This window comes from Paenibacillus pasadenensis DSM 19293 (assembly GCF_000422485.1).
GTDB lineage: Bacteria > Bacillota > Bacilli > Paenibacillales > Paenibacillaceae > Paenibacillus_O > Paenibacillus_O pasadenensis.
In genome coordinates this window covers 72,107-97,342 of the sequence record NZ_KE383851.1, presented here as the reverse complement: position 1 = coordinate 97,342, position 25,236 = coordinate 72,107, and the positions used below count along the sequence as shown (strand labels likewise).

The window sequence follows — 25,236 nt, the reverse complement described above, 5'->3', positions numbered from 1 at the left end:
CTCTCTTTTTTTTCATCAAAAGTTTAAGCGGTTTAACTTCACGAAGGGAGGCGCTTCATGAAACCAAGCATCTTCGACGTCGCCAAGCGCTCCGGCCTGTCCGTCGTCACCGTCTCGCGCGTGCTCAACGGCTCCGGCAACGTGCGGGAGAAGAACCGCCTCAAGGTGCAGCAGGCGATGAAGGAGCTCGGGTACCGGCCGAACTCGGCCGCGCAGTCGCTCGCCAAGGGCAAGACCGGCGTCGTCGGCCTGCTGCTGTCGACGCTTCAGGACTCGGTGTTCGACGCGATCGTCAAGAGCGTGCATGACGAGCTCGCCGGACACGGCTATTTTCTCGCGCTGTCCGTATCGCCGAGCTGCCGGGAGCCCGGAAGCAGCTTCCTGATGGAAAGGGACCGGGTCGACGGCATGATCATCCTGTCGCCGACCTGGGAGGACGAGCTGATTCCCGATCTCGAGCGCAAGGGCATTCCGTACTCGATCATCGACAACCAGAACCCCGCCTACGACTTGTCGGCCGTGCAGGTCGGCCATTACTCCGGCGGCTACGCGGCCGGCAAGCATCTGGTCGAGCTCGGCCATTCGTCGATCGCCCATCTGAGCGGCCCCAGCAACTACAAGAGCACGATCGACCGGCAGAACGGCTTCCTCAAGGCGCTGGCCGAGCACGGCCTGGAGCCGGTGTTCATCGAGGAAGGGACATATTCCATGGACACGGGCTATGAGGCGGCGAAGCGCTGGCTGGCGGAGGGCCGCCTGCCGGAGGCGCTGTTCTGCGGCGACGATTATATCGCCGTCGGCGTGCTCAACGCGCTGCAGGAGGCAGGCCTGGCCATCCCCCGCGACCTGTCGCTCGTCGGCTACGACGACCAGAACCTCGCGACGCTGCTGCATCCGAAGCTGACGACCGTGGCGCAGCCGGTGCTGGAGATCGCGCGCTCCGCGGTCGACGGCCTGCTCGCCCAGATGGAGGGGCGCGAGGCGCCGCCTCCTGTCGTGCTGAGACCGGAGCTCGTCGTGCGCGAGAGCACCGCTCCGCCATTATCCGCTTGGAAGGAGAATTCCGTATGAGCTTCTATCTCGGCGTCGATGCCGGCGGCACGAAGACGCATGCTCTCGTCTCCGATGCCGATGGACGCATCCTCGGCAAAGGCATGGCCGCAGGCGGCAACCATCAGAACGGCCGCGACTCCGCCCGGCGCAATCTCGACGCCGCCGTCTCCGAGGCGCTGCGGCAAGCAGGCGTCGAGCGCTCCGCGCTCGCCCACGCGTACTTCGGACTCGCCGGAGCCGACCGCCAGGCCGACCTCGACATTTTGCATCCGCTGCTCGGCAGCATCGGCTTCGCGGAGCGCTATACGGTCGTCTGCGACACGATCATCGGCCTCCGGGCCGGCACGGCCAGGCCGTACGGAGTCTCTGTCATCTGCGGCACCGGTGTCAACTGCGCCGGCGTGAGTCCGAGCGGCGACATGTACCAATGCGGCGGCTTCAGCTACATGTACGGGGACTTCGGCGGCGGCGGCGGGCTGAACGTCGAGGTTTTCCGCACCGTCATCCGCTCCTGGGACGGCCGCGAAGGCCCGACGAAGCTGACGCCGATGCTGCTGGAGATGCTCGGCTATCCGACGGTCGAAGCGATGTTCCACGACTATCTCGACCGCTCGCTCGGCGTGCCGACCGACGTCGTGCGGCTGCTGTTCCGCGCCGCCTCCGAGGGCGACGAAGCGGCGCTCCGCATCCTGACGCATCAGGGCGAGGAGCTCGCACTGTCCGTCAAGGCGGTCATCGAGCGGCTCGGCATGCGCAAGCTTCCGTTCGACGTCGTGCTTGCCGGCAGCCTGCTGACTCGCGGCGACCACGGCTGGATCAGCGGCCCGATCGCCGCGATGCTGCGGCAGACGGCTCCGGGAGCGTCGCTCGTCAAGCTCGATGTCGAGCCGGTCGTCGGCGCCCTCTGGGGCGCGCTGGAGGCGGACCGCATCGACATCACGCCGGAGATGTACCGATCGATGCGCCAGCACCGCGAGTTCGACGACATCCCGATCGCCCCACTTTAACGAAAAGAGGAATCGACCATGACCGAAACAAAAGGCCTCAAGATCGCCGTCATCGGCGGCGGATCGTCCTACACCCCCGAGCTCGTCGAAGGCTTCATCCGCTATTATGACTCGCTGCCCGTGCGCGAGCTGTGGCTCGTCGACATCGAGCCCGGCCTATGGAAGCTGAACATCGTCGGCGAGCTCGCCAAACGAATGGTCGACCGCTCCGGGCTGCCGATCGAAGTGCATCTGACGACGGACCGCCGAGCGGCGATCGCCGGAGCCGACTTCGTCAGCACGCAGATGCGCGTCGGCATGCTGGAAGCGCGCGGCCTGGACGAGGCGATTCCGCTCAAGCACGGCGTGATCGGCCAGGAGACGACCGGCCCCGGCGGCATGATGAAGGCGCTGCGCACGATTCCGGTGCTGCTCGACATCTGCCGCGACATCGAGGAGCTCGCTCCGGAAGCATGGCTGCTCAACTTCACCAACCCGGCCGGCATGGTCACCGAGGCGATCCGCAAGCACTCCAAGGTCAAAAGCATCGGCCTCTGCAACGCGCCGATCGGCCTGCTCAAATGGCTCGCCGGCAAGTACGGCACGACGACGGACCGCGTCTACGCCGAGTTCGTCGGCCTGAACCATCTGCACTGGGTCAGCCGCGTCACCGTCGACGGCGTCGACCGGCTGCCGGAGCTCGTGCGGGGCGAGGACAGCTTCTCCGCCAAAAACGTCTCCGGCTCCGACTGGGATCCGGCGTTCATCTCCGGCCTGAACGCGCTGCCCTCCTACTATCTCAAATACTTCTACATGACCGACACGATGCTCGCCGAGCAGAAAGCCGCGTTCGAGAAGGACGGCAACCGCGCCGAGGTCGTCAAGCGCGTCGAGAAGGAGCTGTTCGAGCTGTACCAGGATCCGGAGCTGAAGGAGAAGCCGAAGCAGCTGGAGCAGCGCGGCGGCGCCTACTATTCCGAGGCGGCAGTCAACCTGATGCGCTCGCTCTATGGCGGCACCGGAGACGTGCAGACGCTGAACGTGCCGAACAACGGCATCCTGCCTTTCCTCCCGGACGACGCCTGCATCGAGGTCAACTGCGTCGTCACGAGCGGCGGCCCGATCCCGCTGCAGCTGACGGCCGTGCCGGCCCCGTGCGTCGGCCTCATCCAGGCCGTCAAGACGTACGAGTCGCTCGCGATCGAAGCCGCCGTCAGCGGCGACCGCAGCATCGCGCTGCAGGCGCTGGCGCATCATCCGCTCGTGCCGTCGGTCCGCGTCGCCCAGGCGCTGCTGGGCGAGATGCTGGAGGCGAACCGGGCGTATTTGCCGAAGTTTTTCACGCAGGAATGAAAAAAAAGCGCGGCGGCTCCTTCATCGGCCTGCAGCCATGCTCGCCATGCTTGCCGCTGCGCTTCCCCCTTGCTTCTTTGCCGCCGCTTCGCCGCAAAGCCGCTCCCCGCAACCCGCAGCCTGCTTGCCCCCGGTTGGCTCGGACGAGCCGACAAAAAAAGCAACATCCGTCGACAAATTTTTCCTCCCCGGCCTTCACCCCCAGCCAAATACCGCAAAAAAGGAAATGCGATTGGACAATTATCTTCATAGGCTTGCGTTCTCCCCCGATTTACAATGAACTGGCGGATTGTTCCGTCAGACCAGTATGGGGGGAAATTGAATGTCAAAGAAGAAAATCGCTCTGTTGTTGTCTCTTTGCATGATGCTGGCTTTGCCGACGGCTTGCAGCAACGCTCCGAGCGCAAGCAACGGCGCCGGCAGCGCTTCGACCGGCAATGAGGCCGCGGACGCTCTGGAAGCAAATCCTTCCGACCCTGCCTTCAGCGCCTACAAGGAGCCGGTGACGATCCATACGGTCACTTCGGAATATCCTTCGGCCAAATATCCGCAGGGCGACGACATTACCAACAATGTATGGATCCGGCGCTACCAAGAAAAATACAACATCAAAGTCGTGACGGATTGGGTAAGCGATGAATACGACACCAAGCTGAACCTGGCGATCACCTCCAACGACCTTCCCGACGTGTTCAAGGTCAACGCCTCCCAGCTGCAGCAGCTCATTGAAGCCGACATGATCATGGACTTGACGGAGGTGTTCGACAAGTACGCTTCCAGCCGCTTGAAGGATTACATGAAAGCGGATACAGACAGCTATGAATCGGGGATGAAGGACGGCAAGCTGTACGGCATCCCGCAGCTGCACTGGGGATTGATCGATCAATCCGACTACATCTGGATCCGCAACGATTGGAAAGAAGAGCTGGGACTTAAAGATCCGCAAAGCCCGGAAGACATCAAGAACATCGCGCTTGCCTTCATGGAAAAGCACGGCGGCTACGGCATGGCCGTCGACCAGACGCTGGATTACCTCAATGTGCTTGCCGTCAGCTGGAACGCCCATCCCGACATGTGGATCAAGGACAGCAGCGGCTCCATCGTGTACGGCTCCATCCAGCCGGAAATGAAGGACGCGCTCCAGGCATGGGCGGAATGGTACAAGCAAGGCATCATCGATCCGGAGTTCGCCATCAAGGACTTCAGCGCGATGAACGCGGACGTCGTCGCCGGCAAAGTAGGCCTGCAGCCGTACTATCAATGGTGGGGCTACAATCCCGGCGTCGATACGATTACGAATCTGGGCAAGGAAGCCATCTTCTATCCTTACCTGCTGCGCACGGCGAACGGCGAGGAAGCGAAGCAATCCATCTCCTTTGCCAACGGCAGCTATATCGTCGCCAAAAAGTCGTTCAAGCATCCTGAAGCGGCCGTCAAGCTGCTCAACGATTACGCCTACATCGTCGATGAAGGATTGGAAAAAGAGTCGAAGGAAACGCTGTCCGGCCTGCTCGACAACGATATGGCGCATGTCGTAGGCGCCTTCCGGGTGCTCAATCCGACCTCCGACTACGAGCAGTACGAAGCCGTTTCGGCAGCGCTGGAATCCGGCGACTCCAGCGGCCTCACCTCCTCGGGCATGTGGCAGAAATATAAAAACAGCATTGAATTCAAAGAGAATGCGACTCCTAGCGCCGTGGGCGACTACCTGCAGCAAGGAGCGCCGAAGTCGGCGTTCAGCCTGGCCAAAAAAATCTATGACAGCGGCAACTATATCAAGACCGAGCTGTGGGGAGCGACTCCAGAGGCGCTTGCAGCGTACGGAACGACTCTCGATGATATTTTGACGGAAGGCTTCACCAAAATCATCATGGGCTCCGAAAGCATCGATTATTTCGATACGGTCGTGCAAAATTGGAAGACTGCAGGCGGAGATGCGGCTACTCAGGCCGTAAACGAAGCTTACGGAAACAAGTGACTCTTTCTGTAGAGGGGATGCGGATTTCCGCAGCCCCTTTTCCACCTATCCAAGTCAAGAAACGAGGCGACCATCCATGCTGACGAAATTAAAGCAGCAGCGCGCGCTGCATCTCATGCTGCTTCCGAGCCTCATCCTCGTCTTCATTTTCAGCTACATTCCTTTTTACGGCCTGGTCATTGCGTTTCAAAAGTATAATCCCGGACTCGGCTTCCAATCTCCGTGGGTCGGTTGGGACAACTTCAATCATGTCTTCCAGCAGCCTAACTTCGTCCGAACGATATGGAACACGCTCTATATGTCGGCCTTCAAAATCATCGGCGGCATCGTCGTCCCCGTCGTTTTCGCCCTGCTGCTGAACGAGGTGGCGCACGGACTCGTCAAACGGACGTTCCAGACGCTCGTTTATATTCCGAACTTCCTGTCGTGGGTCATCATGGCCGGCATCCTGCTCGACATCCTCAGCTCCGACGGCATCATCAACCATTTTCTGAGCTTGCTCGGAATTCCCGCCGTCAATTTCCTCGGCAATCCGTCCCTCTTCCCCTGGACGATGATCGTGAGCGATATATGGAAAGGCTTCGGCTTTGGGACGGTCGTTTATTTGGCGGCGTTGTCGGGCATCGATCCCGGCTTGTACGAGGCTGCCGTCATCGACGGCGCAAAACGCTGGAAGCAGACGATTTATATTACGCTGCCGCTGCTTATGCCGACGATCGTGCTGATGTCCGTGCTGTCGCTCGGAAACGTGCTGAACGCCGGCTTTGATCAGATCTACAATCTGTACTCGCCGGTCGTGTACCAGACGGGCGACATCATCGATACGTATGTCTACCGCCTCGGCATCCAGCAGGCCCAATATTCAATCAGCACGGCAGTCGGATTGTTCAAGTCGGTCATTTCCTGTATCCTCGTCGGCGTATCCTATGTGCTTGCCTATAAAGTCGCCAACTATAGAATCTTCTAAGGGGGGATCCGGATGATTCAGGACCGAAGCGTCGGGAGATATTTGTTTGTAGCCGCCAACTATGTCATCTTGATCGCCACATCGCTGCTTTGCATCTTGCCGTTCGTCAACCTGCTGGCCGTATCGTTCAGCGGCAGCGCCGCCGTGTCGGCAGGAGACGTCGTGTTCTGGCCGGTGGACTTCACGACCAAAGCGTACGAGTTCGCGATGACCGGCGGAAAGTTCCTCACTTCTTTATGGGTATCCGTGCAAAGGGTCGTCCTGGGGACGATCGTCAACCTCCTGCTCATCGTCTTGACGGCTTATCCGCTATCCAAGTCATCGGGCAAGCTTGCGGGCCGCAACTGGTACATGACCTTCTTCATCGTCACGATGCTGTTCAACGGAGGCTTGATTCCCACCTACCTCATCGTCGTCAAAACCGGCTTGATCGATTCGATCTGGTCGTTGATCCTGCCCGGGGCGCTCCCCGTATTCAGCATGATCATCCTCATGAACTTCATCCGCGGCTTGCCGGAAGAGATCGAAGAGTCCGCCATCATCGACGGGGCGAGTCCGATGCAGATCTTGATCCGAGTCCTGCTCCCCTTGCTGAAGCCCGCGCTGGCCACGGTCGGCCTGTTCAGCATCGTCGGCCATTGGAATTCATGGTTCGACGGCATCATCTATATGAAAAACCCGGCCAACTATCCTTTGCAGAGCTATTTGCAGACGTTATTGATGAGCTTCTAGCAGCTTATGCTCAAGTCGGGCTCCGATTACACGAAGCTGCTGTCGATGATGAATGCCAGGACAGGCCGCGCTGCCCAGATGTTCCTGGGCGCCATTCCGATTTTGCTCGTCTACCCTTTCCTGCAGAAATATTTCACGAAAGGCCTCGTTCTCGGCAGCGTAAAAGGCTGACCGCTGGGCAAAAACGGCGCTTCCGCATAGGAAGCGCCGTTTTTTGATCGTTCAGGAAATACCGGGAAGCAGGAACGTAAACGTCGTCCCTTCCCCGGGGCTGCTTGCCACTCCGATGCCGTAACGCTCGCCGAAATGAAGCTTGATGCGGCGCTGCACGTTGAACAGCCCGATCCCCCGCGCTTCGGCCTCCGTCCCGGTTCTCCAGCTCTCCAGCAAGCACCGCACCGTCTCCTCCTCCATCCCCGCTCCGTTGTCGTGAATCTCGATGGCGACATCGGCCTGGATCGAGTAGATGCGGATGGTGATGCAGCCTTCCTCCTCCAATTCCGCGAAGCCGTGAAAGATCGCATTTTCAATGATCGGCTGCAGGATCATTTTCGGAATCCGGTAATCCAGCAGAGGCTCTTCGATTTCCCGGCGGATCTGGATGGAATCATAATAGCGCACGTTTTGAATCGTAATGTAATTGTCCACATTGTCGAGCTCCTCGCGGATCGTCACGAGCGGGCTTTCGAGCCGCGAGGCATACCGGAGCATGGAGATCAGCGCTTCGGTCATGTCGACGATCTTGTCGGACTGCTGCATCGCCGCGATCCATTTCAACGAGCCGAGCGTATTGTACAAAAAATGGGGATTGATCTGAGAGTGAAGCGCCCGGATTTCCGTCTTCGCTTTTTCGATCTCATCCTGCTGGATTTTTCCGACGAGCCTTTTCAGCTCATCGGCCATCTTGTTGAACCGCTGGGAGAGCTGCCCGAACTCGTCCCGCGCGTTGATCTGCTGCACCCGTTCGAAATGCCCCTTCTCCACGAGCACGATGTTGTTCATCAGCTTTTTCATCGGCCGGGCAATGACGGAGGAAAGAAAGCTCGACACGATGGCCGCGAACAGCACCATGAGACCCGCCAGCAGGAGCAGATTGCGCCCCAGCAGCCTTCCTTCATTCGTCAGCTCGCCCTTCGGCATGTACAAATACGTCATCCAATCTTTTTGGCCCAGCCGATTGGTCACGACGATATTTCTCTTTTCGTCGGGACGGACGTTCGCCCGGAACAAGGTGCCGATCAGCGACTCGTTCCGGCTGTAGACGATTTTGTCCTCGCTGTCCACGATCATATAGTTGGAACGAAACGTATCTTGCAGATTGCGGTTCACATTTTCCACGAATTTAATGTCGATGCTTACGACGATGACTCCAAGAAGCGCTCCCGATGACGAATCGTATATTTTCCGGGCATGGGAGACGGCCAGCGGCTTCGTTTCGATCTGCTCGTCGACGCGAGTCGTCAGCGTGATCGTCCGCTCCTTGTCATGCATGAATTTTTTGTACCACAGCTCGGTCTCCACGTTGTACGCCTCATGGACCGGGCTGTTCGGGCTTACGATCAGATCCGGCCCGCCGTTCAAGTTGTACAGGTAGATCGAAAAAACGCGATCCTCCATCATGATGTAGGTCATCAGATTGTTGTAAGCGAGCGTCGTGTTCGGCTCGCCGCCCTCTCGCAAAAAATCCTGCACCGGATCGCTTCCGACTCCGGTCGCAGACTGGCTGCCGCTGAGCCCGGTGCTGGCCAGCAGCGATATTTTTTCGATCTTTTTCAAGAAGTCGTCGATGCGAATGCTCGTCTGATAGCCCAAGTCCTCCATGATCCGCTTATAATTCCGCTCCAGCAGCCGCTCGGAGGAGCGGTAGGAGCTGATCGTCATGACGGTGATCGGCAAGACGATGACGACCATGCAGATCAGGATGATTTTCGTTTTGATCGAGACAGGCCGGCTTCTCCGCATGCTGCACCTCTATCGGCTCGAATTCAATGGATTTGTTCCCGATATTCCTCCGGCGTGACGCCGACATGCTTTTTGAATATTTTGCTGAAATACGTGTAGTTCGGGTAGCCTACCATCTCGGCGACGGCGTATACCTTCAGCTTTCCGCTCCGCAAATAGATTTTCGCCTTCTCCAAGCGCACCTCGGTCAGGTAGGAGACGAAATTGACCCCTTTTTCCTGCTTGAAGATCCGGCTCAAATAGGAAGGGCTGACATTGATTTGGCTGGCTACGCTTTGAAGGGAGATCGCTTCCGCGAAATAGGTATGGATCAGGTCGACAGCCATCCCCGTATACGTGCTTTCCTCGACAACGCGGCCCTCCTGGTCGAAGCAGCAGGACACATAGTCCAGCAGTCCGTGATGGACGTCTTCCCAGCTGTCCCCTTTTAGAACGTTTTCATAAGGCGACAGCCCGTTGAAGGAGCTCAACGGTCTTTTGCCGGCCAGCGACAAATAGGCATTCATCTTCTCCAGCAGCAGGATGTAGAACAGCCGGATGCTGCTCTCGTCGAGCCGCTGCTGATCCAGCTTCGAGCGGAGGCCGGCAAAAAACCGACCGGCCTGCTCCTTGTCCGCGGAGCTCAGCATGGCGAAGAACAGCTGCTCTTCCTCCGAGCTGATTTTGGGGTTCGCTGCTTTGCGCGGCGGCTCCTCCGCCTTGTCGTCATAAAAGAAGGTCGCCGGTCCAGAGGCGAAAAAGCGAGCGCCGAGCGCTTGTTCCGCCTGCTTGTACGCCGATTTGACGGAGCTGAAGCCGCTCGCCGGCGCGCTCGCCCCGACCGACACGCTGAGGTTGGTGAAATCCTTCAGAGAAGCGATTATTTTCGCGCACAGCTTTTCGATGTCCGGACGTGCCGACGAGCTTCCCTCCAGCTTGTTGACGACGATCAAATATTCCGAGGAGCTCAGGACGACGATTTCTTTTTCCCATTTGGACGGGATGATTTCCTCTAGAATGTTCAAGATTGAAAATCGGAGCAGCTTTTCGTCTTTCTCGACGTATTTCCTTTTGATCGCTTCGAAATGATTCACTTTCAACGTCAGCGCGATCAGATCCGCCGGCTTGACGCGAATGTGCAGGTCCGCCGCCCGCGCATCGGCTTCGCTTTCGGTCATGAAGCCGCTGATGAGATCCTTGAAAAACTCGGCCTTCCTATGGCTGATGCTGCTGGAGCCGTCGTACGGATGGTCGGCGCTCGCCGGTTGTCCGGATTCAAGCTGAAGCTGCTCGCGGATGGAGGCGAGCAGCTCCATGAGCGCGGCAGAGGTAAGCTCGCTTTTGATCAAATAATCGGCCACATGCAGCTTGAGCGCTTCCTTGACGTATTGAAGCTCATCGAGATTGCTGAGCACGATGAACTGGCATTTCTTTCGCTGCTTCAATACTTCCCGGATGAATTGAAGACCGTCCATGACCGGCATTTTGATGTCGGTGATGATCAGATCCGGCGAGGCCGCCAAGGCGACCTCCAGCCCCTCCTTGCCGTTGGCGGCTTCGCCGACGATGCGAAAGCCGTGCTCTTCCCACTGGATCATGTTCCGGATGCCGATCCGCATCAGCAGCTCGTCATCGACGATCATCAGGTTGTACATAACAAGTCACCTCTGACGGGCTCCATGGCCGTAATCGACGAAAGCGGATCCGGAGCGAGCCACCGCTCCAGAAACGCCCGCACCGCCGCGTCGTACTGCACCGGCGCTTTTTGCCGCGCCGCGCCATGCTCTGCGCCCGGCACGACGAGCAGCTCCTTGGGCTGCGGGCAGGCCTCGTGCAGCTTGACGCCCATCCAGGTCGGAACGAACGTGTCGGCTCCCCCATGGATGAACAGCATCGGGACCTTGGCCTGCCGAACCTGCTTCAGCGCCGACGCCTCGCCGAACGAGTAGCCCGCCAGCAGCTTGGTCAGCGCGCTCGTCAGCGGCAGGAACGGGAACGGCGGCAGCTTGTACATGCGCTTCAGCTGGAACGTCAGCTCGTCCTTGACCGACGTGTACGGGCAGTCGGCGACGATTGCCTTCACCTGCGGCGGCAGCGCCTCGCCCGCCGTCATGCAGACGGTCGCTCCGCCCATCGAGATGCCGTGCAGCACGATCTCCGCGTCGCTGCCGGTGCGGGCGAGCGCCCAGTCGATCCATCCCAGGTAATCCTTGCGCTCCGGCCAGCCGAAACCGATGTAGCCGCCGCCGCTGCGGCCATGTCCGCGCGCGTCCGGCAGCAGCACGTTCCAGCCGAGCTGCTCGGCGTAAAAGCGGGCGAAGCCCGCCATCTGCTTGGCCTCGCCGGAATAGCCATGCGCGAGAATCGCCGTCCGCGCGCTTCCGCCCGGCGCCGGCAGCCAGTAAGCGCGCAGCTTCAGGCCGTCCGGCGAGAGCAGCTCGGCCTCCTCCGGCGCGCGCCCGCGCAGCCATGCCTGATGGTCGGCGGCGCTGCCTTCCCCGGCCTTCGGCTCCGGCAGCTGCGGCAGATCGGGGTCGCCCTCCAGATACGTCTTCGGCGAACGATGGATCGCCATGCGGTAGAAATAAATGCTGGCCGCGATCAGCAGCGCGGCGAGCGCGCCGGCAGCGGCGGCAATCCAGATGAAACCTTGCGTCATGTCCGGTTCAGTCCTCTTTCCTGAGTTTCTGGCTTGTCGTCGTTCTCGATGATCGCGCCGGACACGCTTCCGGCTACTATGTCCGTATTATACCAATCGGACGGCGCGGATGATACGAGCTGCGCAAAAAGGCCAGCCGCGCTCATGAGCGCGGCTGGCCGGGGTCGATCGGCTGCTTATTTGAATACTTTGACGCGCTCCTCGATCGGCGAGAACTGCTTTTCGCCGGCCGGAGCGACCGGCTTGCCGAACGGCATCTGGGCGATCAGCTTCCAGCTCTCCGGCACGTTGAACTCCTTTTGCACCTGCTCGTCGATGAGCGGGTTGTAGTGCTGCAGCGTCGCGCCGAGGCCTTCCGCCTCCAGCGCCGTCCAGATGACGAGCTGCAGCATGCCGTTGGAATGAGCGCTCCATTTCGGGAAGTTGTCCTGATAAGCGACGAACTGCTCCTGCAGGCTGCGCACGACATGCTCGTCCTCGAAGAACAGCACCGTGCCGTAGCCGGCCTTGAACGCGGCCATCTTCTCCTCGGTGGAGCTGAAGCCCTCGCCGCCGCCCGTCACGACGCGCAGCGTCTCGAGCGTGAAGTCCCAGAGCTTGTCCGATTGCTCGTCGAACAGGACGACGACGCGTGCGCTCTGCGAGTTGAACGCCGACGGCGTATGCTTGACGGCTTCCTCGATGATCGACTGCACCTTGTCGACCGGCACGACTTTCTCTTTGCTGATGGCGTACAGGGAACGGCGGTTTTTGATGGCGTCCAGGAATGCTTGCGAAGACATCGGAATCCCTCCATTGAGTTGAATTATCCACGAATTAAGTTACCTACTTTTCTATTGTAACTTAAAAGGGAAATCAAGGCAATCGTCAAGTTTCGCTCGCCCGCAAGTCCGATTCCGAGGCCGGTCCGGACGAGGTCGGCGACTGCACAAGTTTACCCCGAGCGGCCGATTTTGAACCGGCTCAGCTGCTCCGTCAAGCCCATTTCCGTCAAGATCCGCTCCTGATGGACGCCGAACAGGTCCAGATGCGGGTATTCGCTGCGGCGGTGGATGTAGCGCGGCTCGAAGCCGTGGCTCCGGCACCACCGCTCCAGCTTGCCGAGGTCGCTGCAGCCGACCTTGGTGACGCTGGTCATGCCCGGGAAGCGCTCGTCCATCCAGAAATGCGTCAGCAGCGCGATGTCGCCGCGGGCGACCGCCTGCTTCCAGGCGAGCAGCTCTCCTCTGCCGATGCCGAAGGCCATCCGCCCGCTACAGCTCCCCGGTGTAGGCCACGATGGCCTTGACGCGGCCGACCTGTCCGTCCTGCAGCCGGACCTTGATGCCGTGCGGATGCGTCGGCGAGTTCGTGAGGATGTCCTTGACGATGCCGCGCGTCAGCTTGCCGGATCGCTGATCCTGCTTGAGCACGATGTCGACGGTCAGTCCCGCGCGGATGTCGATTCGTTTTTGAATGGCCATATGCCTTCTTCTCTCCCTTGTCCTTGCCTAGTCGGTTCCCCGCCTTCCGGCCGGGTCTCATGCGACAAAGAGTATCACAGACGTCCTCCGCTTGGCAAAATCCGTCCGTTCGGCTCTTTTGCCATGTGCATCCCGCCGCGGCGGCGTGTTATACTGAAGGAATAAGCAGACGCCGGTTCTTCTGCCGCGCTGCACTTATCCAGAAATGAGGAATCTCAACTTATGTCATCCCCTTTTAACGCCCTCGGCATCCGGGAGGAGCTTGTCGGCCTTCTTCACCAGGAGGGCATCCTGGATCCGACTCCGGTCCAGGAGACGGCCATTCCCGTGCTTCTCAAGGGCAAGGACGCCATCGTGCAGGCGCAGACGGGCACCGGCAAGACGCTGGCGTTCGCGCTTCCGATCCTGGAGGGCATCCATTCCAATAAAAGCTATACCCAAGCGCTCATCCTGACGCCGACGCGCGAGCTGGCGATCCAGATCAGCGGCGAGCTGGCCAAGCTCGCGCCCGCGCTCGGCGTATCCGTGCTTGCCGCCTATGGCGGCCAGGATGTCGAGTCGCAGATCCGCAAGCTGAAAAATCCGCCTCATGTCGTCATCGCGACGCCCGGCCGCCTGCTCGACCATCTGCGCCGCGAGACCGTGACGCTGAGCTCGATCCGCATGCTCGTGCTGGACGAGGCCGATCAGATGCTGCATATGGGCTTCCTGCAGGAGGTTCAGGCGATCATCGACCAATGCTCGCTCAAGCGCCAGACGATGCTGTTCTCGGCCACGATGCCGGGTCCGGTCAAGCAGCTCGCCGCCCGCTACATGGACGACCCGGAAGACATCCGCATCCGCAGCGCGGCCGTCACGCTCGACGCGATCGAGCAGCGGGTCGTCGACACGACGGACCGGAACAAGCAGCCGCTGCTGCTGGCGCTGCTCGACGCGGAGAATCCTTACCTGGCCGTCGTCTTCTGCCGCACCAAGCTGCGCGCCAAGAAGCTGACCGAAGCGCTGCAGGAAGCCGGCGTCCCGGCGGACGAGCTGCACGGCGATCTGACGCAGGCCAAGCGCGAGACGGTCATGAAGCGGTTCCGCAACGCCAAGCTGCAGGTGCTCGTCGCGACCGACGTCGCCGCGCGCGGCCTCGACGTCGAGGGCGTCACGCATGTGTTCAACTATGACGCTCCGTCCGACGGCGATACGTATATCCACCGCATCGGCCGCACCGGCCGCGCCGGCGAGTCCGGCATCGCGATCACGTTCGCGACGCCGCGCGACCGCACGAGCCTCGAGACGATCGAGCAGAAGATCCGCGCCAAGCTGAAGCATGTGCCCGGCTCCAAATACGGCGTCGGCCAAGGCGCGGCGGCAGCTCAGGACGAGCCTGCGGAAGCCCGCCCGCGGCGGACGGGCGAGGCCTCGTCCCGCGGCGGCGCGCGTTCCGGCGGCTCCCGCCCTGCCGGCGCTGGCCGCAAAGGCGGCGCGGCCGGATTCGGCCGCGGCAGCTCCTCCCGCTCGAGCGGCTCCGCTCGCTCCGGCGGCTCCGACCGCCGCGACGAAGCTCGCGGCCCGGCGCGCAGCGCCTCCGCACGCGGCGGCGCTGCCGGCGCTAGGCCGGAAGCTCGCGTCGCGAGCTGGAGCGACGAGCCGCGCGGCGGCGCACGCAGCGGCGGCAGCGCCCGCGGCGCCTCCGCTGCCGCAGGACGCGGATCCTCCGCCCGCTCGGCTGGCGGCGCGCGCAGCGGCAAGCCCGCTCCAGGCGGCTCGCGTTCCGCTGGCTTCTCCCGCGCCTCCAAGCCCGCTTCCGGCGGCGGACGCTCCGCCTCGCCTCGTCCGGGCGCCAAGGCGGGCGGACGCAGCGGCAAGCCGTCTCCGGGAAGCCGCTCCGGCGGCGGTCAGGGACGGCGCGGACGGTAACGGCCCTTCCTCTGTGCCAAGCCTATTTTCCGGATATCCGGGCGCTTGCCCCGGACCAATCAGGCGGGCGGGCATAGACTGGAGTACAAAGCAGCTCGAAGGCTGCCGCTTGGCCAGAGGAGGGAATCACATGTCCGTCGCAGGCTTTGGTGGAGGCTACACCAGCACAGCCACGATCCTCGTGCTGTTCATTCTGCTCGTTATCGTTTCCCAAGTTTTCCTGCTGTAGGCTCGCATAGACGCAAAGAACCCGCCTTTCTCCGGGAAAGGCGGGTTCTTTGCGGTTAAGCTTGAGTTCGGTTCGGTGTGCTGCTCCGCGAGCCGCCGTGCCGGCGGGCGCATCAGGAGTGGACGCCGCTGCCTTCATGGCGGATGGCAGGCGCTCCGGCGGCTGTCTCCAGGCGGACGCCTGCAGCGCGCATTTTGACGACGATCTTGCGCAGACTTTCGATGGAGAGGTGGAACTTCTGCTCCAGATCAGCCAGCGACAATCCCTTCAGATAGCAGCGGTAGATGTCTTCGTTGCGGCGCTGGATGAGCTTGCGCGATCCGCTCAGCTCGCCCCATGCGGCGCGGCGCTCCTGCTGCTTCGGGATGTAGATCAATTCCCCGTTGATGTATTTCTGCAGCTCTTTCAGCAGGCTAGGGGGAAGCACGTCTTTTCCATTTTTGTAGTTCAAGGTTTCCTACCTCCTCGATTGCATGACCCTTTACGACCAGACGGCGGCTTTCGGCAACAATGCCTTTTGCGTTTGCAGCAACACGAACGATTTGATTGTTCATTTTGTGCTTCCTCCTTTCGAAATTTGCCCCTGCGATGGGGGGTGGCGATATCGCCATTCCAATTGTATTCGTTTGCGAACGACAGATTTCCTGCTGGACCGAAAAAAAAAACGAAGGGAGGCCATCGGCCTCCCTTCTGGCACGGGTCTCCGCCGTTAGGCGGAGACCACCTCGTATGCCTGATCCATTTCTATCAGCCTCCTTCCAGTAGAGGATGTGTCGGCCCGACATCTATATTAAGCCATACCTTGCCAGGCTTCGGCAAGAAACAACTTGGCTATAGCTGTTTTTTACCGCAGGTTCTCCCGATACGCCTTCAACGCGTCCGGCTGCAGCGAGGCGAGCTCCGCCTCGGTCAGCTCCCGGTACGTCCCGATCGGCAGCCGATCGTCGAGGACGAGCGGTCCCATCGAGACCCGCTTGAGATGGACGACCCGGCCCCCCGCGGCCTGGAACATGCGCTTCACCTGATGGAACTTGCCCTCGCGGATCGTCAGCCGGACGGACGACAGCGCGCCGCCGTCCGTCTCCTCTCCGGGATCGTCCGCGCCCGCTTCCTTGCAGCCGAGCGTCTCCAGCTCGGCCGGCATCGTCACATAGCCGTCGTCCAGCTCGATCCCGCTGCGAAACAGCTCCGCCTCGCGCTCTCCGACCGGCTCGGCCGACCGCACGAGCGCCTCGTACGTCTTGGGCACATGCTTGCGCGGGGCGAGCAGCTCATGAGCGAGCTGGCCGTCGTTCGTAAGCAGCAGCAGCCCGACCGTATCCTTGTCCAGACGGCCGACCGGGAACGGCTCCAGCACCCGATCCTCCGGCGCGAGCAGGTCGATCACCGTGCGCTCGCGCCCGTCCTCCGTCGCCGAGATGACGCCTGGCGGCTTGTGCAGCATCAGATAGATCTTGTCGCGGAACAGGACCGCCTGCCCGTCCAGCTCCACCTTCTCCTGCTCCGGATCGAGGACCCTGCCGCTGTCCTTCTCGGTCCGTCCGTCGACGGCGACCCGGCCGGCCTTGACGATCCGCTTGATCTCAGCCCGCGATCCATGCCCCATGCTCGACAGCAGCTTGTCCAGCCTGATTCTTCGGCTCATGGCGCTCCCTCCTTCTTCTCGTTTCCCGCCAAAAGAAAGCGGAGCCTCGTGCGGCTCCGCCAGCGATCTTTTTCTTGCAGGCCGCGCGATCGGCGCGGCTTATTCGAGCTCGTCGGCCTGCGGCGGGCTTTTGCGCGCCTTGTGCAGCGACGACTGGATCTCGCCCGACAGCTGCTTGAGGCCGAACGTGTCGCCCTGCTCCCACAGCTCGTTGAACTTGAGCTGGAACTGGACCGCCTCCCGCACCTTGCGGTAGAAATACAGGTCCTGGATGTCGCTCAGCACCTTGTTGACGATATTCGAGCCTTCCTCGAAGCCGATCTGCGCATCAAGAATCTCGCTGCGGATGCTCGACATCTCGTTGTCGAGGTTGAACGCCGCCTCCGCCGCCTTGCGCAGGCGCAGCTTCACGTCATCGGGCAGGCTCTCCTTGAACTTGTAATTGAGCGAGTGCTCGATCGTCGCCCAGAAATTCATCGCCAGCGTGCGGATCTGGATCTCCGCGAGCACCTTCTTGAATCCGAGCGCCGTCTGCACGGGATATTCCACGATCATATGATAGCTGCGGTAGCCGCTGTCCTTGTAGTTCGTCACGTAGTCCTTCTCGTAGACGAGCTTCAGATCCTGCCTCGAGCGGACGATCGCGGCGACCCGCGTGATGTCGTCGACGAACTGGCACATGATGCGGATGCCGGCGATGTCCTCGATGCCGGTCTCCAGCTGCTCCATCGGCACGTTCAGCCTGCGCGCCTTGTCGAGGATGCTGGAGATCTTCTTCACCCTGCCGGTGACGAATTCGATGGGAGCGTAGGACTCCCGGGCTTTCAATTCCGAACGGAGCGTTTTGAATTTGACCTTCATTTCCTCGACTGCCTGTTCATAAGGCTGCAAAAAAAGATTCCAATCCCGGCCGTCCATCCGTCCGCCTCCTGTCTGTCATTGATGATCGGCGCCGATAGCCTCCTTGATCGAGCGATAGCCGTCCCGGCGCAGCAGCGCGCCGAGTCCAGCCGCGATGTCCTTGACGATGCCAGGACCGCGATAGATCATGGAGGTGTAGATCTCCACGAGCGACGCTCCGGCCTTGATCTTGGCGTACGCATCCTCCGCCGTGAAGATGCCCCCCGAGCCGACGATCGGCAGCCTGCCGCCGGTCATCCGGTAGAGCTCGGAGACGACCTCCGTCGAGCGCTCCCGCAGCGGCTTGCCGCTGAGGCCGCCGGCCTCGCTCCGGCTCGCATGGCCGAGCCCGTCGCGGCTCAGCGTCGTATTGGTGGCGATGATGCCGCTGACGCCGCTCGCCGCGATCGTCTCCGCCGTCAGCGCGAGCTGGTCGCCGGTCATGTCCGGGGCGATCTTGACGAGCACCGGCTTCGGCCGCGAGCCGGATCGGGACGCCTGGGAGGCGATCTCCGACGTGACCGCCGCGAGCAGCGTGCGCAGCTCGTCGCCGTGCTGCAGCGCGCGCAGATCCGGCGTATTGGGCGAGCTGATGTTGACGACGAACAGGTCGGCATGCTCATGCAGCTTGCGGATGCAGGTTATGTAGTCTTCGTGGGCAAGCTCGTTCGGCGTCGTCTTGTTCTTGCCGATATTGACCCAGACGGGCACCGTGCGCCGCCCCAGCGCCGCGAGCCGTCCGGCCATCGCGTCCGCCCCGTCGTTGTTGAAGCCCATCCGGTTGATCAGCGCCTCGTCGGAGGGGAGCCGGAACAGCCTCGGCAGCTCGTTGCCCGGCTGGGCGAGCGGCGTCACCGTGCCTACCTCCATGAAGCCGAATCCGATGCTGGAAAATCCGGCGACGGACTTCGCGTTCTTGTCCAGTCCGGCGGCGAGGCCGACCGGATGGCGGAAGTCCAGGCCGAACAGCTCCATGCGCAGCTCGGGCTGATCAGGCACGCCGTACAAGCTCTCCAGCATCGCGGCCATGCCCGGCACGCGCGATGCTTGATGCAGCCCGTCGATGACCAGATGATGGGCTTTTTCCGGGTCCATGCGGAAGAACACCGGCTTCAGAAAAGATTGATACAGCAACCCCTTCACTCCCGTTCCTACAGAAAATGCTCTGCCCTTCAGTTTATCGCGTTCCGCCTCAAAAGGAAAGAGCGGCTGCGAAAGCGAGCGCTTGCAGCCGGCAACTTCCGCTATCTCGGACAGGGGCTATTGCCCGTCCGGCGCGCAAGCGATTACAATAGGAAGACAGACGGCGGTGCCGGCTGATCGGAAAGGGGATGAACACGATGAGCGCTGCAAAACGGAAGCCTCCGGCGATGAAGCAGGTTCAAAAGGAGCAGCCGAACCGCAAGGCGATCGCGGTCTTTTCGGCTGTATTCGGCGTCGTCGCGGTCGCGATGATCGTGCTGCTGATCGTATATTCCTAAGCGCTCGGACGACGGGCTTACAGCCAGTCGTACCGCTTGCCCGGATTCTCCTCGAGAGCCGCGGGTTCGACCCGGTAGCGGCTCTTTTTCGGCTGTCCGGATTCCGGCTGCAGCCGCTCCAAGCCGCCCTCCTGAATCGTGACCGGAGTGCCGATCGGCACCAGGTCGTACAGCTCCTCCACATCGTCCCGCCCGAGCCGCACGCAGCCGAGGGACTCGTCCTTGCCGATCGAGTCCGGCTCGTCGGTTCCGTGGATCGCATAGCGCGTGTCGGACAGCGTCATGCCGCGGCTGCCGAAGCTGCCGGTCGAGCTTCCATTCGGATTGCGGACCTTCTCGCTGATCTCGAAGCGGCCGAGCGGCGTCCGCTCGCCCCCAAGCCCGGCCGCATAGACGCGCACCGCGACAGGGCCGCTGAAGACGGCGAGCCGGCGGGCCTTCGTATCGACGACGATGCGGAAGCTTTCTGCCATCGCCGCAGCCAGACGCCCGCGGCCGGCCGAAGCTCCGCCCGTCGCCTGTCCGGCCGCCGCCCCGCCAGGCGCCCCTCCGGCCGCTCCGGTGGCAGCGGGCTCGGCCGGCTGCTTCGCTTCCTTCAGCCAGCCGTCGAACCGCTCCTCCATGCCGTCTGCGCGGCCGGCGAGGATATTGTCCGGGTAAGGACGCAGCAGGTCCTCCAGGCGGGCCGGCCATTTGCCGTATCGCCGCTCGAAGCTCCGGATGCCGCTCACGACGGACCAGCGCTGCTCCTGCAGCGCCTTCTCGGAGCGGACGGCTTCGTCGGCTTCCGCCGACAGTCCGCTCTCGCAGCCGCATTCTTCCTGGCCGGCCGGCTCCCGCACGAGGTAGTCCCCGCCAGACGCGCGGCTGGCCAGCGCCGCTCCCGCCGCTTCCGATCGCCAGCGATAATGCGAGCCCGCCTCCGGCAGCGTCGCTGCGACCGCCCGATCCTCTCCACCGGCTCGCGACAAGGCGTCGACGGCGGCAGCCGCGCCTTCCGGGAAGCTCCGACCGTCGACCCATACTATGCCAATGCCGATGCCGCTCCCGTCCCCGTCGCGCTGCGCCGGCTTGGAGACGGCAGCCGGCTGTCCGCCGGGCTTGTCCACCGTCGCCGGCAGCGCCGTTCCCGGCGCCCAGGACGCCGCCGGAAGCAGCGCCAGGCCGGCCGCGATCAAGATGGCAGCGCGCAGCGCCGTTCTGGCGACGCCCCCGCGCCGCGGCTCGTTCCAGCGGTCCAGCCAGTCCTCGGCGGCCAGATTTTCGAACGGATGAGGCTCGTTCTCATACGCCTCGTAGATCGGACCCGATCGCAGATAGCAGTAATTGGCCTTTCCTTCCTTGCCCAGCGAGGCGTAGGTCTTGCCCAGCAAAAACCAAGCCATCCGGTTCGATGGATTGGAGGCCAGATAGCGCTTGAGCTCCTCCAGCCGCTGCCGCGCGGCGGTCTCCCCTTCCTGCGGCCCGCCTCCGCTTCCGCCTTGTTCCTTTTCGTCCACCCGCATCCGCTCCTTCCGTGCGCCCTTCAAGGTGTACTATCGGCAATTCGGCGCGCCGTCTCCATGAGGCCGCGGTCCCGAACCGCGAAAAAGCCTGCCCGGGTATCCGGGCAGGCGGCATGAGAGCGTCGATGATTTACAGGTTGAACGGTTCGTCGGCGATCTTGATGGAGTCGGTCGGACAGCCGTCGCACGCGTCCTGCAGATCGTCGAACAGATCGTCCGGAATGATCTTCGTTCCCGTGTTGCCGTCGCCTTCGTAGATCGTCTCGGCGAGACCCTCGTCATCGTAATCGTAAATATCAGGGGCCGTCGCGCCGCATGCTCCGCATGCGATGCAGGTGTCTTTATCGACCCATGTATATTTGCCCATGGTGTTCCCTCCTCCAATAAATGAAGCCTGTGGCCCTTATAATCGGATAAGAGTATTCTTACCCGTTATCAGCCTGTCTGTACACATCAATTTATAACAAAATCCTCATCGATTTGCAAGGAGGTGCCGCGCAGCTTGCGGTTGCGGATGAGCGCCGACGGATCCTCTCCGAGCATGCCCGCCGTCAGCACGGCGCTCTCTCCGAACTTGTCGCGCAGCGCGTCCATCGCCTTGGTCAGCGCCTCCCGCCGAGGCTCCTGCTCGTATTCGAACAGATCGAGCTGCACCGCCGCGCTGTCCTTGGGCTGCAGGCTCTGGAGCGTAATGCCGAGCAGCCGCACCGGCTCCGGCCGCGGCCAATGCTCGTCGAACAGGCGGCAGGCTTCGCGATGGATGCTCGCCGCGTCCTCGAGCGGCTTGTCCAGCGTGCGGGAGCGCGTATAGGTCGTCATGTCCGGCAGCCGCACCGTAATCTGCACGCAGCCGGCGACGAAGCCCTTGCGGCGCATGCGGCGCGCTGTCTGGTCGGCGAGATTGAGCAGCACGCGGTGGATCTCCGGCCGGGCGGAGACGTTGGCGGGCAGCGTCGTCGTATGGCCGACCGACTTGCTCGCTTCCTTCGTCTCGCGCACAGGCGAGCGGTCGATGCCGTTCGCGGCCTCCTTCATATGCGGCCCGTACACGCCGAACTGCGACAGCAGCAGCGTCTCGTCCGCCGCCGCGAGCTGGCCGATCGTGCGGATGTTCAGCTTGCGCAGCTTGTCGGCCGTCTTGCGCCCGATGCCGAACAGCTGGTCGCACGGCTTGTCCCAGAGCAGCCGCGGCACGTCGCGGATGCGCAGCACCGTCAGGCCCGACGGCTTCTTCATGTCCGACGCCATCTTGGCGAGCAGCTTGTTCGGGCCGATGCCGACCGAGCACGGCAGCGACCACTCGAGCCGGATGCGGCGCTGGATCGTCTCCGCGATCTCGAGCGGGGACCCGAACAGCGACGAGCCGGTGATGTCCAGGTAGCATTCGTCGATCGACACCGTCTCCATGATCGGCGTATAGGAGGCGGCGATCTGCCGGAAGCCTTGGGAATAGCGCCGGTACAGGTCGAAGTCCGGCCGGATCAGCATCAGCTCGGGACAGAGCTGCAGTCCCTGGCGGACGGTCATGCCGGTGCGCACGCCTTTGGCGCGGGCCGGATACGAGCAGGTGACGATGATGCCTTTGCGCAGCTCCACGCTGCCCGCTACCGCCGTCGGCTTGCCGGCGTATTTTTCCGGCTCCTCGGCCTCGTGGACCGAGCAGTAGAAGGCGTTCATGTCCAGATGCAGGACGACCCGTCCCTTCCGCGCCTCCCGGCCCTCTTCCCGCTTCTCCATGAGAGCGCCTCCTTTTCCGCAGTCCTCGTCCTTGTACTAGAAGCATACCCCCGCCCTTCCCGAGGGTCAACCGCGAGGAAAAATTGCACTTTCTCTTCTATCCTGCGCAGCCGCGGTGTTATAATAAAGTAATCTTTCACCCAATACTTCTGCGCATGAATGCGGCAACACATCAAAGGGGGATTCGTTCGTCTATGAGCCAAGCCATCTCCATCTTCGACACGACCTTACGGGACGGCACCCAAGGCGAGGGCATCAGCCTCTCCGCCGACGACAAGCTCAAGATCGCCCTCAAGCTGGATGAGCTTGGGGTCCATTATATCGAAGGCGGCAACCCGGGCAGCAACAGCAAGGACATCGAGTTTTTCCAGCGCGTGCAGAAGCTAGGCCTGAACGCCAAGATCACCGCCTTCGGCAGCACGAGGCGCAAGCACAGCGTCGCCGAGCAGGACGCGAGCCTGCTGCGGATCGCGGAGTCCGGCGTGCAGGCGGCCACGCTCGTCGGCAAGTCCTGGGACTTCCACGTGCACACGGCGCTCGGCACGACGCTGGAGGAGAACCTGTCCATGATCTTCGACTCCATCGCCTTCCTCAAGCAGCGCGGCCTCGAGGCGATCTTTGACGCGGAGCATTTTTTCGACGGCTTCAAGCACAATCCCGACTATGCCCTCGCCGTCCTGCGGCGCGCGCGCGAGGCCGGCGCCGACTGGCTCGTCATGTGCGACACCAACGGCGGCACGATGCCCGGCGAGATCTCCGATATCGTGAGCCGCGTCCGCTCCGAGATCGACGCCCCGCTCGGCATCCATACGCATAACGACTGCGAGCTGGCCGTCGCCAACACGCTCGCGGCCGTCGCCGCCGGCGCGACCCAGGTGCAGGGCACGATCAACGGCTACGGCGAGCGCTGCGGCAACGCCAACCTGTGCTCGATCCTGCCGAGCCTCGAGCTCAAGCTCGGCTATTCGGCCATCGGCCGCGAGCGGCTGCGGCTGCTGACGCCTACGGCCCGCTACATCAGCGAGATCGCCAACGTCAGCATGCCGGTCGGCCAGCCGTATGTCGGCAACGCCGCCTTTGCCCACAAGGGCGGCATCCACGTCTCGGCCATCCTCAAGGATTCCAAGACGTACGAGCATATCGAGCCGGATCTCGTCGGCAACAAGCAGCGGATCCTCGTCTCCGAGCTAGCCGGCCAGAGCAACGTCATCTCCAAGGCGCAGGAGATGGGCCTCGACGTGACGAGCAACAACGACAATACGCGCGCGATCATGGAGCGGATCAAGGACCTCGAGCATCAGGGCTACCAGTTCGAGGCGGCCGACGCCAGCCTCGAGCTGCTGCTGCGCGACGCCTTCGGCGGCCTGGACGAGGTGTTCGCCGTCGAGTCGTTCAAGATCCTCCTCGAAAAGACCTCGCACGGCATGGTCACCGAAGCGATCGTCAAGCTGCGGGTCGGCCAGGAGTCCGTCTATACCGCCGCCGAGGGCAACGGCCCCGTCAACGCGCTCGACAACGCCTTGCGCAAGGCGCTGCTGCCGTTCTATCCGCGCATCAACGACATCCATCTCGCCGACTACAAGGTACGCGTGCTCGACGAGAAGGACGCGACGGCGGCCAAGGTGCGCGTGCTCATCGAGTCCAGCGACCTGTCCAGCAGCTGGAATACGGTCGGCGTATCCGGCAACGTCATCGAGGCGAGCTGGGAGGCTCTGCTCGACAGCATCCGCTATGCCTTGCTCGGCATGGCGCGCCTGGAGAGCGGCTCCGGCGACGATGCCCTGCGCATGCGGACCGGCGTCGTCAATCATTGATTCGATATGCCAAAAGGCAGCTCCCGACAAGGGGAGCTGCCTTTTTTGTGTCCGCGCCTGCGAGCCCCGAGGGGCCGTTCGATCGCACCGCCGCGCCGCCGAGCGGGAGCGTCTCGCCACGGTCCGATCCAGCGCCCGTTCCGACTGTCCGCCCGGCTGCCCGTCCGGCTGTCCCATTCGGCTGTCCGATTCGACTGTCCGTCCCGGCTGTCCAATCCGGCTGTCCAATCCGGCTGTCCAATCCGGCTGTCCGATTCACCCGTCCGTCCCGGCTGCCCGTCCGGCTTCAGGCGCCGGGCTGCCGCGGCTGCGCGAGCAGATCGTCCAGCTTCTGCTCCCACTGCTTTTTCGTGATGACGCCGGTAATGCGCTCCCTCACCTTGCCGTCCGTTCCGATCAGCAGCGAGGTCGGGAAGTTGCTGACCTTGTACGCCTTCGTAGCCACACCGTCCCGGTCCATCGGAATCGGGAACGTCAGCTTCTTCTCGTCGACGAAGGCGCGCGCGTCGCGCTCGCGGTCGTAGTCCGTCGAGTTGACGCCGTAAAAATCGATCCGGTCGCCGTACTTCTCGAACAGCTCCTGCAAATCCGGCGCTTCGGCGTCGCACGGGCCGCACCAGGAGGCCCAGAAATTGACCAGCACCGGCTTCTCGCGAGCGCCGCCGACCGCATAGGTCTTATCGTCCAGCCCGGGGAGAGAGAACGCGGGCGCATCGTAGCCTTCCTTGGGCTTGGCGTCTTGGCCGCCCGAGAACAATCCTGCGCCGAGCGGCATGTCCGCCCGGTCCATCCAGATCCAGCCTCCGGCCAGCACCGCGGCCAGCAGAATCAGCACGGTCATTCCCTTTTTCATGCTCTACCTTCCTTCGCTACTGCCGTCTTCCT

The 25,236-nt window shown here is 62.3% G+C and carries 26 protein-coding genes; 11 read left to right on the top strand and 15 right to left on the bottom strand.

Features of this window, described 5'->3' with window-relative positions; all coding sequences use genetic code 11:
• Window positions 1-57: 57 nt before the first annotated feature.
• The 7 genes from H582_RS0117395 to H582_RS33260 all read left to right on the top strand — a co-directional run bounded on the left by H582_RS0117395 (window position 58) and on the right by H582_RS33260 (window position 7,240).
• On the top strand, window positions 58-1,071 hold the full coding sequence (locus H582_RS0117395) for a LacI family DNA-binding transcriptional regulator (RefSeq protein ID WP_028599534.1): 1,014 nt from the start codon (window positions 58-60) through the stop codon (window positions 1,069-1,071).
• On the top strand, window positions 1,068-2,060 hold the full coding sequence (locus tag H582_RS0117390; RefSeq protein WP_028599533.1) for an N-acetylglucosamine kinase: 993 nt from the start codon (window positions 1,068-1,070) through the stop codon (window positions 2,058-2,060). The genes H582_RS0117395 and H582_RS0117390 overlap by 4 nt, the downstream gene beginning before the upstream one ends.
• Before the next feature lie 18 nt (window positions 2,061-2,078).
• Window positions 2,079-3,392: a 6-phospho-beta-glucosidase gene (locus tag H582_RS0117385; protein WP_028599532.1), complete on the top strand. Its 1,314-nt coding sequence runs from the start codon at window positions 2,079-2,081 to the stop codon at window positions 3,390-3,392.
• A 322-nt stretch (window positions 3,393-3,714) separates the two neighbouring features.
• Window positions 3,715-5,370 (top strand): extracellular solute-binding protein, encoded by a 1,656-nt coding sequence (locus H582_RS0117375; RefSeq protein ID WP_028599531.1) that lies wholly within the window; start codon window positions 3,715-3,717, stop codon window positions 5,368-5,370.
• A gap of 76 nt (window positions 5,371-5,446) precedes the next feature.
• Window positions 5,447-6,337, top strand: coding sequence for an ABC transporter permease (locus H582_RS0117370; RefSeq protein ID WP_028599530.1), 891 nt, complete (start codon window positions 5,447-5,449; stop codon window positions 6,335-6,337).
• A gap of 12 nt (window positions 6,338-6,349) precedes the next feature.
• Window positions 6,350-7,069 carry a carbohydrate ABC transporter permease gene (locus H582_RS28245; RefSeq protein ID WP_307719970.1) on the top strand — a complete coding sequence of 240 codons (720 nt, stop codon included), beginning with the start codon at window positions 6,350-6,352 and terminating at the stop codon, window positions 7,067-7,069.
• 6 nt (window positions 7,070-7,075) lie between these two features.
• The gene (locus H582_RS33260) at window positions 7,076-7,240 is read left to right on the top strand and encodes a hypothetical protein (RefSeq protein ID WP_307719971.1); all 165 of its coding nucleotides are present in this window, start codon (window positions 7,076-7,078) and stop codon (window positions 7,238-7,240) included.
• A 51-nt stretch (window positions 7,241-7,291) separates the two neighbouring features.
• Here the strand turns inward: H582_RS33260 and H582_RS0117360 are convergent, their stop codons facing one another.
• The 6 genes from H582_RS0117360 to H582_RS0117335 all read right to left on the bottom strand — a co-directional run bounded on the left by H582_RS0117360 (window position 7,292) and on the right by H582_RS0117335 (window position 13,132).
• A complete protein-coding gene (locus H582_RS0117360) occupies window positions 7,292-9,031 on the bottom strand; it encodes a cache domain-containing sensor histidine kinase (protein WP_028599529.1) in 1,740 nt (579 codons plus the stop codon).
• A gap of 23 nt (window positions 9,032-9,054) precedes the next feature.
• Window positions 9,055-10,665: a helix-turn-helix domain-containing protein gene (locus tag H582_RS0117355; RefSeq protein ID WP_028599528.1), complete on the bottom strand. Its 1,611-nt coding sequence runs from the start codon at window positions 10,663-10,665 to the stop codon at window positions 9,055-9,057.
• Window positions 10,653-11,669: an alpha/beta hydrolase gene (locus H582_RS28240; protein WP_052333384.1), complete on the bottom strand. Its 1,017-nt coding sequence runs from the start codon at window positions 11,667-11,669 to the stop codon at window positions 10,653-10,655. Before H582_RS28240 ends, H582_RS0117355 begins: the two co-directional genes overlap by 13 nt.
• A 176-nt stretch (window positions 11,670-11,845) precedes the next feature.
• A complete protein-coding gene (locus H582_RS0117345) occupies window positions 11,846-12,451 on the bottom strand; it encodes a nitroreductase family protein (RefSeq protein WP_028599527.1) in 606 nt (201 codons plus the stop codon).
• 152 nt (window positions 12,452-12,603) lie between these two features.
• Window positions 12,604-12,915, bottom strand: coding sequence for a hypothetical protein (locus H582_RS0117340; RefSeq protein ID WP_028599526.1), 312 nt, complete (start codon window positions 12,913-12,915; stop codon window positions 12,604-12,606).
• Window positions 12,916-12,922: 7 nt separating this feature from the next.
• The gene (locus tag H582_RS0117335; RefSeq protein WP_028599525.1) at window positions 12,923-13,132 is read right to left on the bottom strand and encodes a YwbE family protein; all 210 of its coding nucleotides are present in this window, start codon (window positions 13,130-13,132) and stop codon (window positions 12,923-12,925) included.
• Window positions 13,133-13,354: 222 nt separating this feature from the next.
• On the opposite strand from H582_RS0117335, the gene H582_RS0117330 reads away from it, so the two are divergent.
• Together H582_RS0117330 and H582_RS32065 are read left to right on the top strand one after the other, a co-directional pair.
• Window positions 13,355-15,040, top strand: a complete 1,686-nt coding sequence (locus H582_RS0117330) for a DEAD/DEAH box helicase (protein ID WP_028599524.1) — start codon at window positions 13,355-13,357, stop codon at window positions 15,038-15,040.
• 130 nt (window positions 15,041-15,170) lie between these two features.
• Window positions 15,171-15,269, top strand: coding sequence for a YjcZ family sporulation protein (locus tag H582_RS32065; RefSeq protein WP_127464540.1), 99 nt, complete (start codon window positions 15,171-15,173; stop codon window positions 15,267-15,269).
• A 112-nt stretch (window positions 15,270-15,381) separates the two neighbouring features.
• Here the strand turns inward: H582_RS32065 and H582_RS28235 are convergent, their stop codons facing one another.
• The 5 genes from H582_RS28235 to H582_RS0117305 all read right to left on the bottom strand — a co-directional run bounded on the left by H582_RS28235 (window position 15,382) and on the right by H582_RS0117305 (window position 18,948).
• The gene (locus tag H582_RS28235; RefSeq protein ID WP_052333383.1) at window positions 15,382-15,720 is read right to left on the bottom strand and encodes a CD3324 family protein; all 339 of its coding nucleotides are present in this window, start codon (window positions 15,718-15,720) and stop codon (window positions 15,382-15,384) included.
• The gene (locus H582_RS32060; RefSeq protein ID WP_153783323.1) at window positions 15,683-15,823 is read right to left on the bottom strand and encodes a hypothetical protein; all 141 of its coding nucleotides are present in this window, start codon (window positions 15,821-15,823) and stop codon (window positions 15,683-15,685) included. Before H582_RS32060 ends, H582_RS28235 begins: the two co-directional genes overlap by 38 nt.
• Before the next feature lie 290 nt (window positions 15,824-16,113).
• Entirely contained in the window at window positions 16,114-16,914 is an 801-nt protein-coding gene (locus tag H582_RS0117315) for a pseudouridine synthase (protein WP_028599523.1), read from the bottom strand.
• 99 nt (window positions 16,915-17,013) lie between these two features.
• Window positions 17,014-17,832, bottom strand: coding sequence for a GTP diphosphokinase (gene yjbM / locus H582_RS0117310; RefSeq protein ID WP_028599522.1), 819 nt, complete (start codon window positions 17,830-17,832; stop codon window positions 17,014-17,016).
• An 18-nt stretch (window positions 17,833-17,850) separates the two neighbouring features.
• Window positions 17,851-18,948: a quinone-dependent dihydroorotate dehydrogenase gene (locus tag H582_RS0117305; protein ID WP_028599521.1), complete on the bottom strand. Its 1,098-nt coding sequence runs from the start codon at window positions 18,946-18,948 to the stop codon at window positions 17,851-17,853.
• A gap of 206 nt (window positions 18,949-19,154) precedes the next feature.
• Between H582_RS0117305 and H582_RS32055 the strand changes: the two genes are divergently transcribed.
• The gene (locus H582_RS32055) at window positions 19,155-19,295 is read left to right on the top strand and encodes a hypothetical protein (protein WP_153783321.1); all 141 of its coding nucleotides are present in this window, start codon (window positions 19,155-19,157) and stop codon (window positions 19,293-19,295) included.
• Between the two features lie 17 nt (window positions 19,296-19,312).
• On the opposite strand, the gene H582_RS28230 is transcribed toward H582_RS32055, so the two are convergent.
• From H582_RS28230 to H582_RS0117285, 3 genes are all read right to left on the bottom strand, one after another.
• Entirely contained in the window at window positions 19,313-20,794 is a 1,482-nt protein-coding gene (locus tag H582_RS28230) for a L,D-transpeptidase (protein WP_052333382.1), read from the bottom strand.
• Window positions 20,795-20,930: 136 nt separating this feature from the next.
• Complete coding sequence (locus H582_RS0117290) at window positions 20,931-21,167, bottom strand: ferredoxin (protein ID WP_028599520.1); 237 nt, start codon at window positions 21,165-21,167, stop codon at window positions 20,931-20,933.
• A gap of 86 nt (window positions 21,168-21,253) precedes the next feature.
• The gene (locus H582_RS0117285; RefSeq protein ID WP_028599519.1) at window positions 21,254-22,537 is read right to left on the bottom strand and encodes a DNA polymerase IV; all 1,284 of its coding nucleotides are present in this window, start codon (window positions 22,535-22,537) and stop codon (window positions 21,254-21,256) included.
• Between the two features lie 194 nt (window positions 22,538-22,731).
• Between H582_RS0117285 and cimA the strand changes: the two genes are divergently transcribed.
• Complete coding sequence (cimA, locus tag H582_RS0117280) at window positions 22,732-24,351, top strand: citramalate synthase (RefSeq protein WP_028599518.1); 1,620 nt, start codon at window positions 22,732-22,734, stop codon at window positions 24,349-24,351.
• A gap of 286 nt (window positions 24,352-24,637) precedes the next feature.
• On the opposite strand, the gene H582_RS0117275 is transcribed toward cimA, so the two are convergent.
• Window positions 24,638-25,204: a TlpA family protein disulfide reductase gene (locus H582_RS0117275; RefSeq protein ID WP_028599517.1), complete on the bottom strand. Its 567-nt coding sequence runs from the start codon at window positions 25,202-25,204 to the stop codon at window positions 24,638-24,640.
• Window positions 25,205-25,236: the final 32 nt, after the last annotated feature.

Coding starts and splice junctions, on each gene's coding strand:
- H582_RS0117345 (WP_028599527.1), bottom strand. CDS start 12,451: ATGTCTTCGCAAGCATTCCTGGACGCCATCAAAAACCGCCGTTCCCTG.
- H582_RS33260 (WP_307719971.1), top strand. CDS start 7,076: ATGCTCAAGTCGGGCTCCGATTACACGAAGCTGCTGTCGATGATGAAT.
- H582_RS0117275 (WP_028599517.1), bottom strand. CDS start 25,204: ATGAAAAAGGGAATGACCGTGCTGATTCTGCTGGCCGCGGTGCTGGCC.
- H582_RS28240 (WP_052333384.1), bottom strand. CDS start 11,669: ATGACGCAAGGTTTCATCTGGATTGCCGCCGCTGCCGGCGCGCTCGCC.
- H582_RS32060 (WP_153783323.1), bottom strand. CDS start 15,823: ATGAACAATCAAATCGTTCGTGTTGCTGCAAACGCAAAAGGCATTGTT.
- H582_RS0117370 (WP_028599530.1), top strand. CDS start 5,447: ATGCTGACGAAATTAAAGCAGCAGCGCGCGCTGCATCTCATGCTGCTT.
- H582_RS0117335 (WP_028599525.1), bottom strand. CDS start 13,132: ATGGCCATTCAAAAACGAATCGACATCCGCGCGGGACTGACCGTCGAC.
- cimA (WP_028599518.1), top strand. CDS start 22,732: ATGAGCCAAGCCATCTCCATCTTCGACACGACCTTACGGGACGGCACC.
- H582_RS0117390 (WP_028599533.1), top strand. CDS start 1,068: ATGAGCTTCTATCTCGGCGTCGATGCCGGCGGCACGAAGACGCATGCT.
- H582_RS0117330 (WP_028599524.1), top strand. CDS start 13,355: ATGTCATCCCCTTTTAACGCCCTCGGCATCCGGGAGGAGCTTGTCGGC.
- H582_RS0117355 (WP_028599528.1), bottom strand. CDS start 10,665: ATGTACAACCTGATGATCGTCGATGACGAGCTGCTGATGCGGATCGGC.
- H582_RS0117340 (WP_028599526.1), bottom strand. CDS start 12,915: ATGGCCTTCGGCATCGGCAGAGGAGAGCTGCTCGCCTGGAAGCAGGCG.
- H582_RS0117360 (WP_028599529.1), bottom strand. CDS start 9,031: ATGCGGAGAAGCCGGCCTGTCTCGATCAAAACGAAAATCATCCTGATC.
- H582_RS0117375 (WP_028599531.1), top strand. CDS start 3,715: ATGTCAAAGAAGAAAATCGCTCTGTTGTTGTCTCTTTGCATGATGCTG.
- yjbM (WP_028599522.1), bottom strand. CDS start 17,832: ATGGACGGCCGGGATTGGAATCTTTTTTTGCAGCCTTATGAACAGGCA.
- H582_RS32055 (WP_153783321.1), top strand. CDS start 19,155: ATGAGCGCTGCAAAACGGAAGCCTCCGGCGATGAAGCAGGTTCAAAAG.
- H582_RS0117385 (WP_028599532.1), top strand. CDS start 2,079: ATGACCGAAACAAAAGGCCTCAAGATCGCCGTCATCGGCGGCGGATCG.
- H582_RS28245 (WP_307719970.1), top strand. CDS start 6,350: ATGATTCAGGACCGAAGCGTCGGGAGATATTTGTTTGTAGCCGCCAAC.
- H582_RS0117285 (WP_028599519.1), bottom strand. CDS start 22,537: ATGGAGAAGCGGGAAGAGGGCCGGGAGGCGCGGAAGGGACGGGTCGTC.
- H582_RS0117395 (WP_028599534.1), top strand. CDS start 58: ATGAAACCAAGCATCTTCGACGTCGCCAAGCGCTCCGGCCTGTCCGTC.
- H582_RS0117315 (WP_028599523.1), bottom strand. CDS start 16,914: ATGAGCCGAAGAATCAGGCTGGACAAGCTGCTGTCGAGCATGGGGCAT.
- H582_RS32065 (WP_127464540.1), top strand. CDS start 15,171: ATGTCCGTCGCAGGCTTTGGTGGAGGCTACACCAGCACAGCCACGATC.
- H582_RS0117290 (WP_028599520.1), bottom strand. CDS start 21,167: ATGGGCAAATATACATGGGTCGATAAAGACACCTGCATCGCATGCGGA.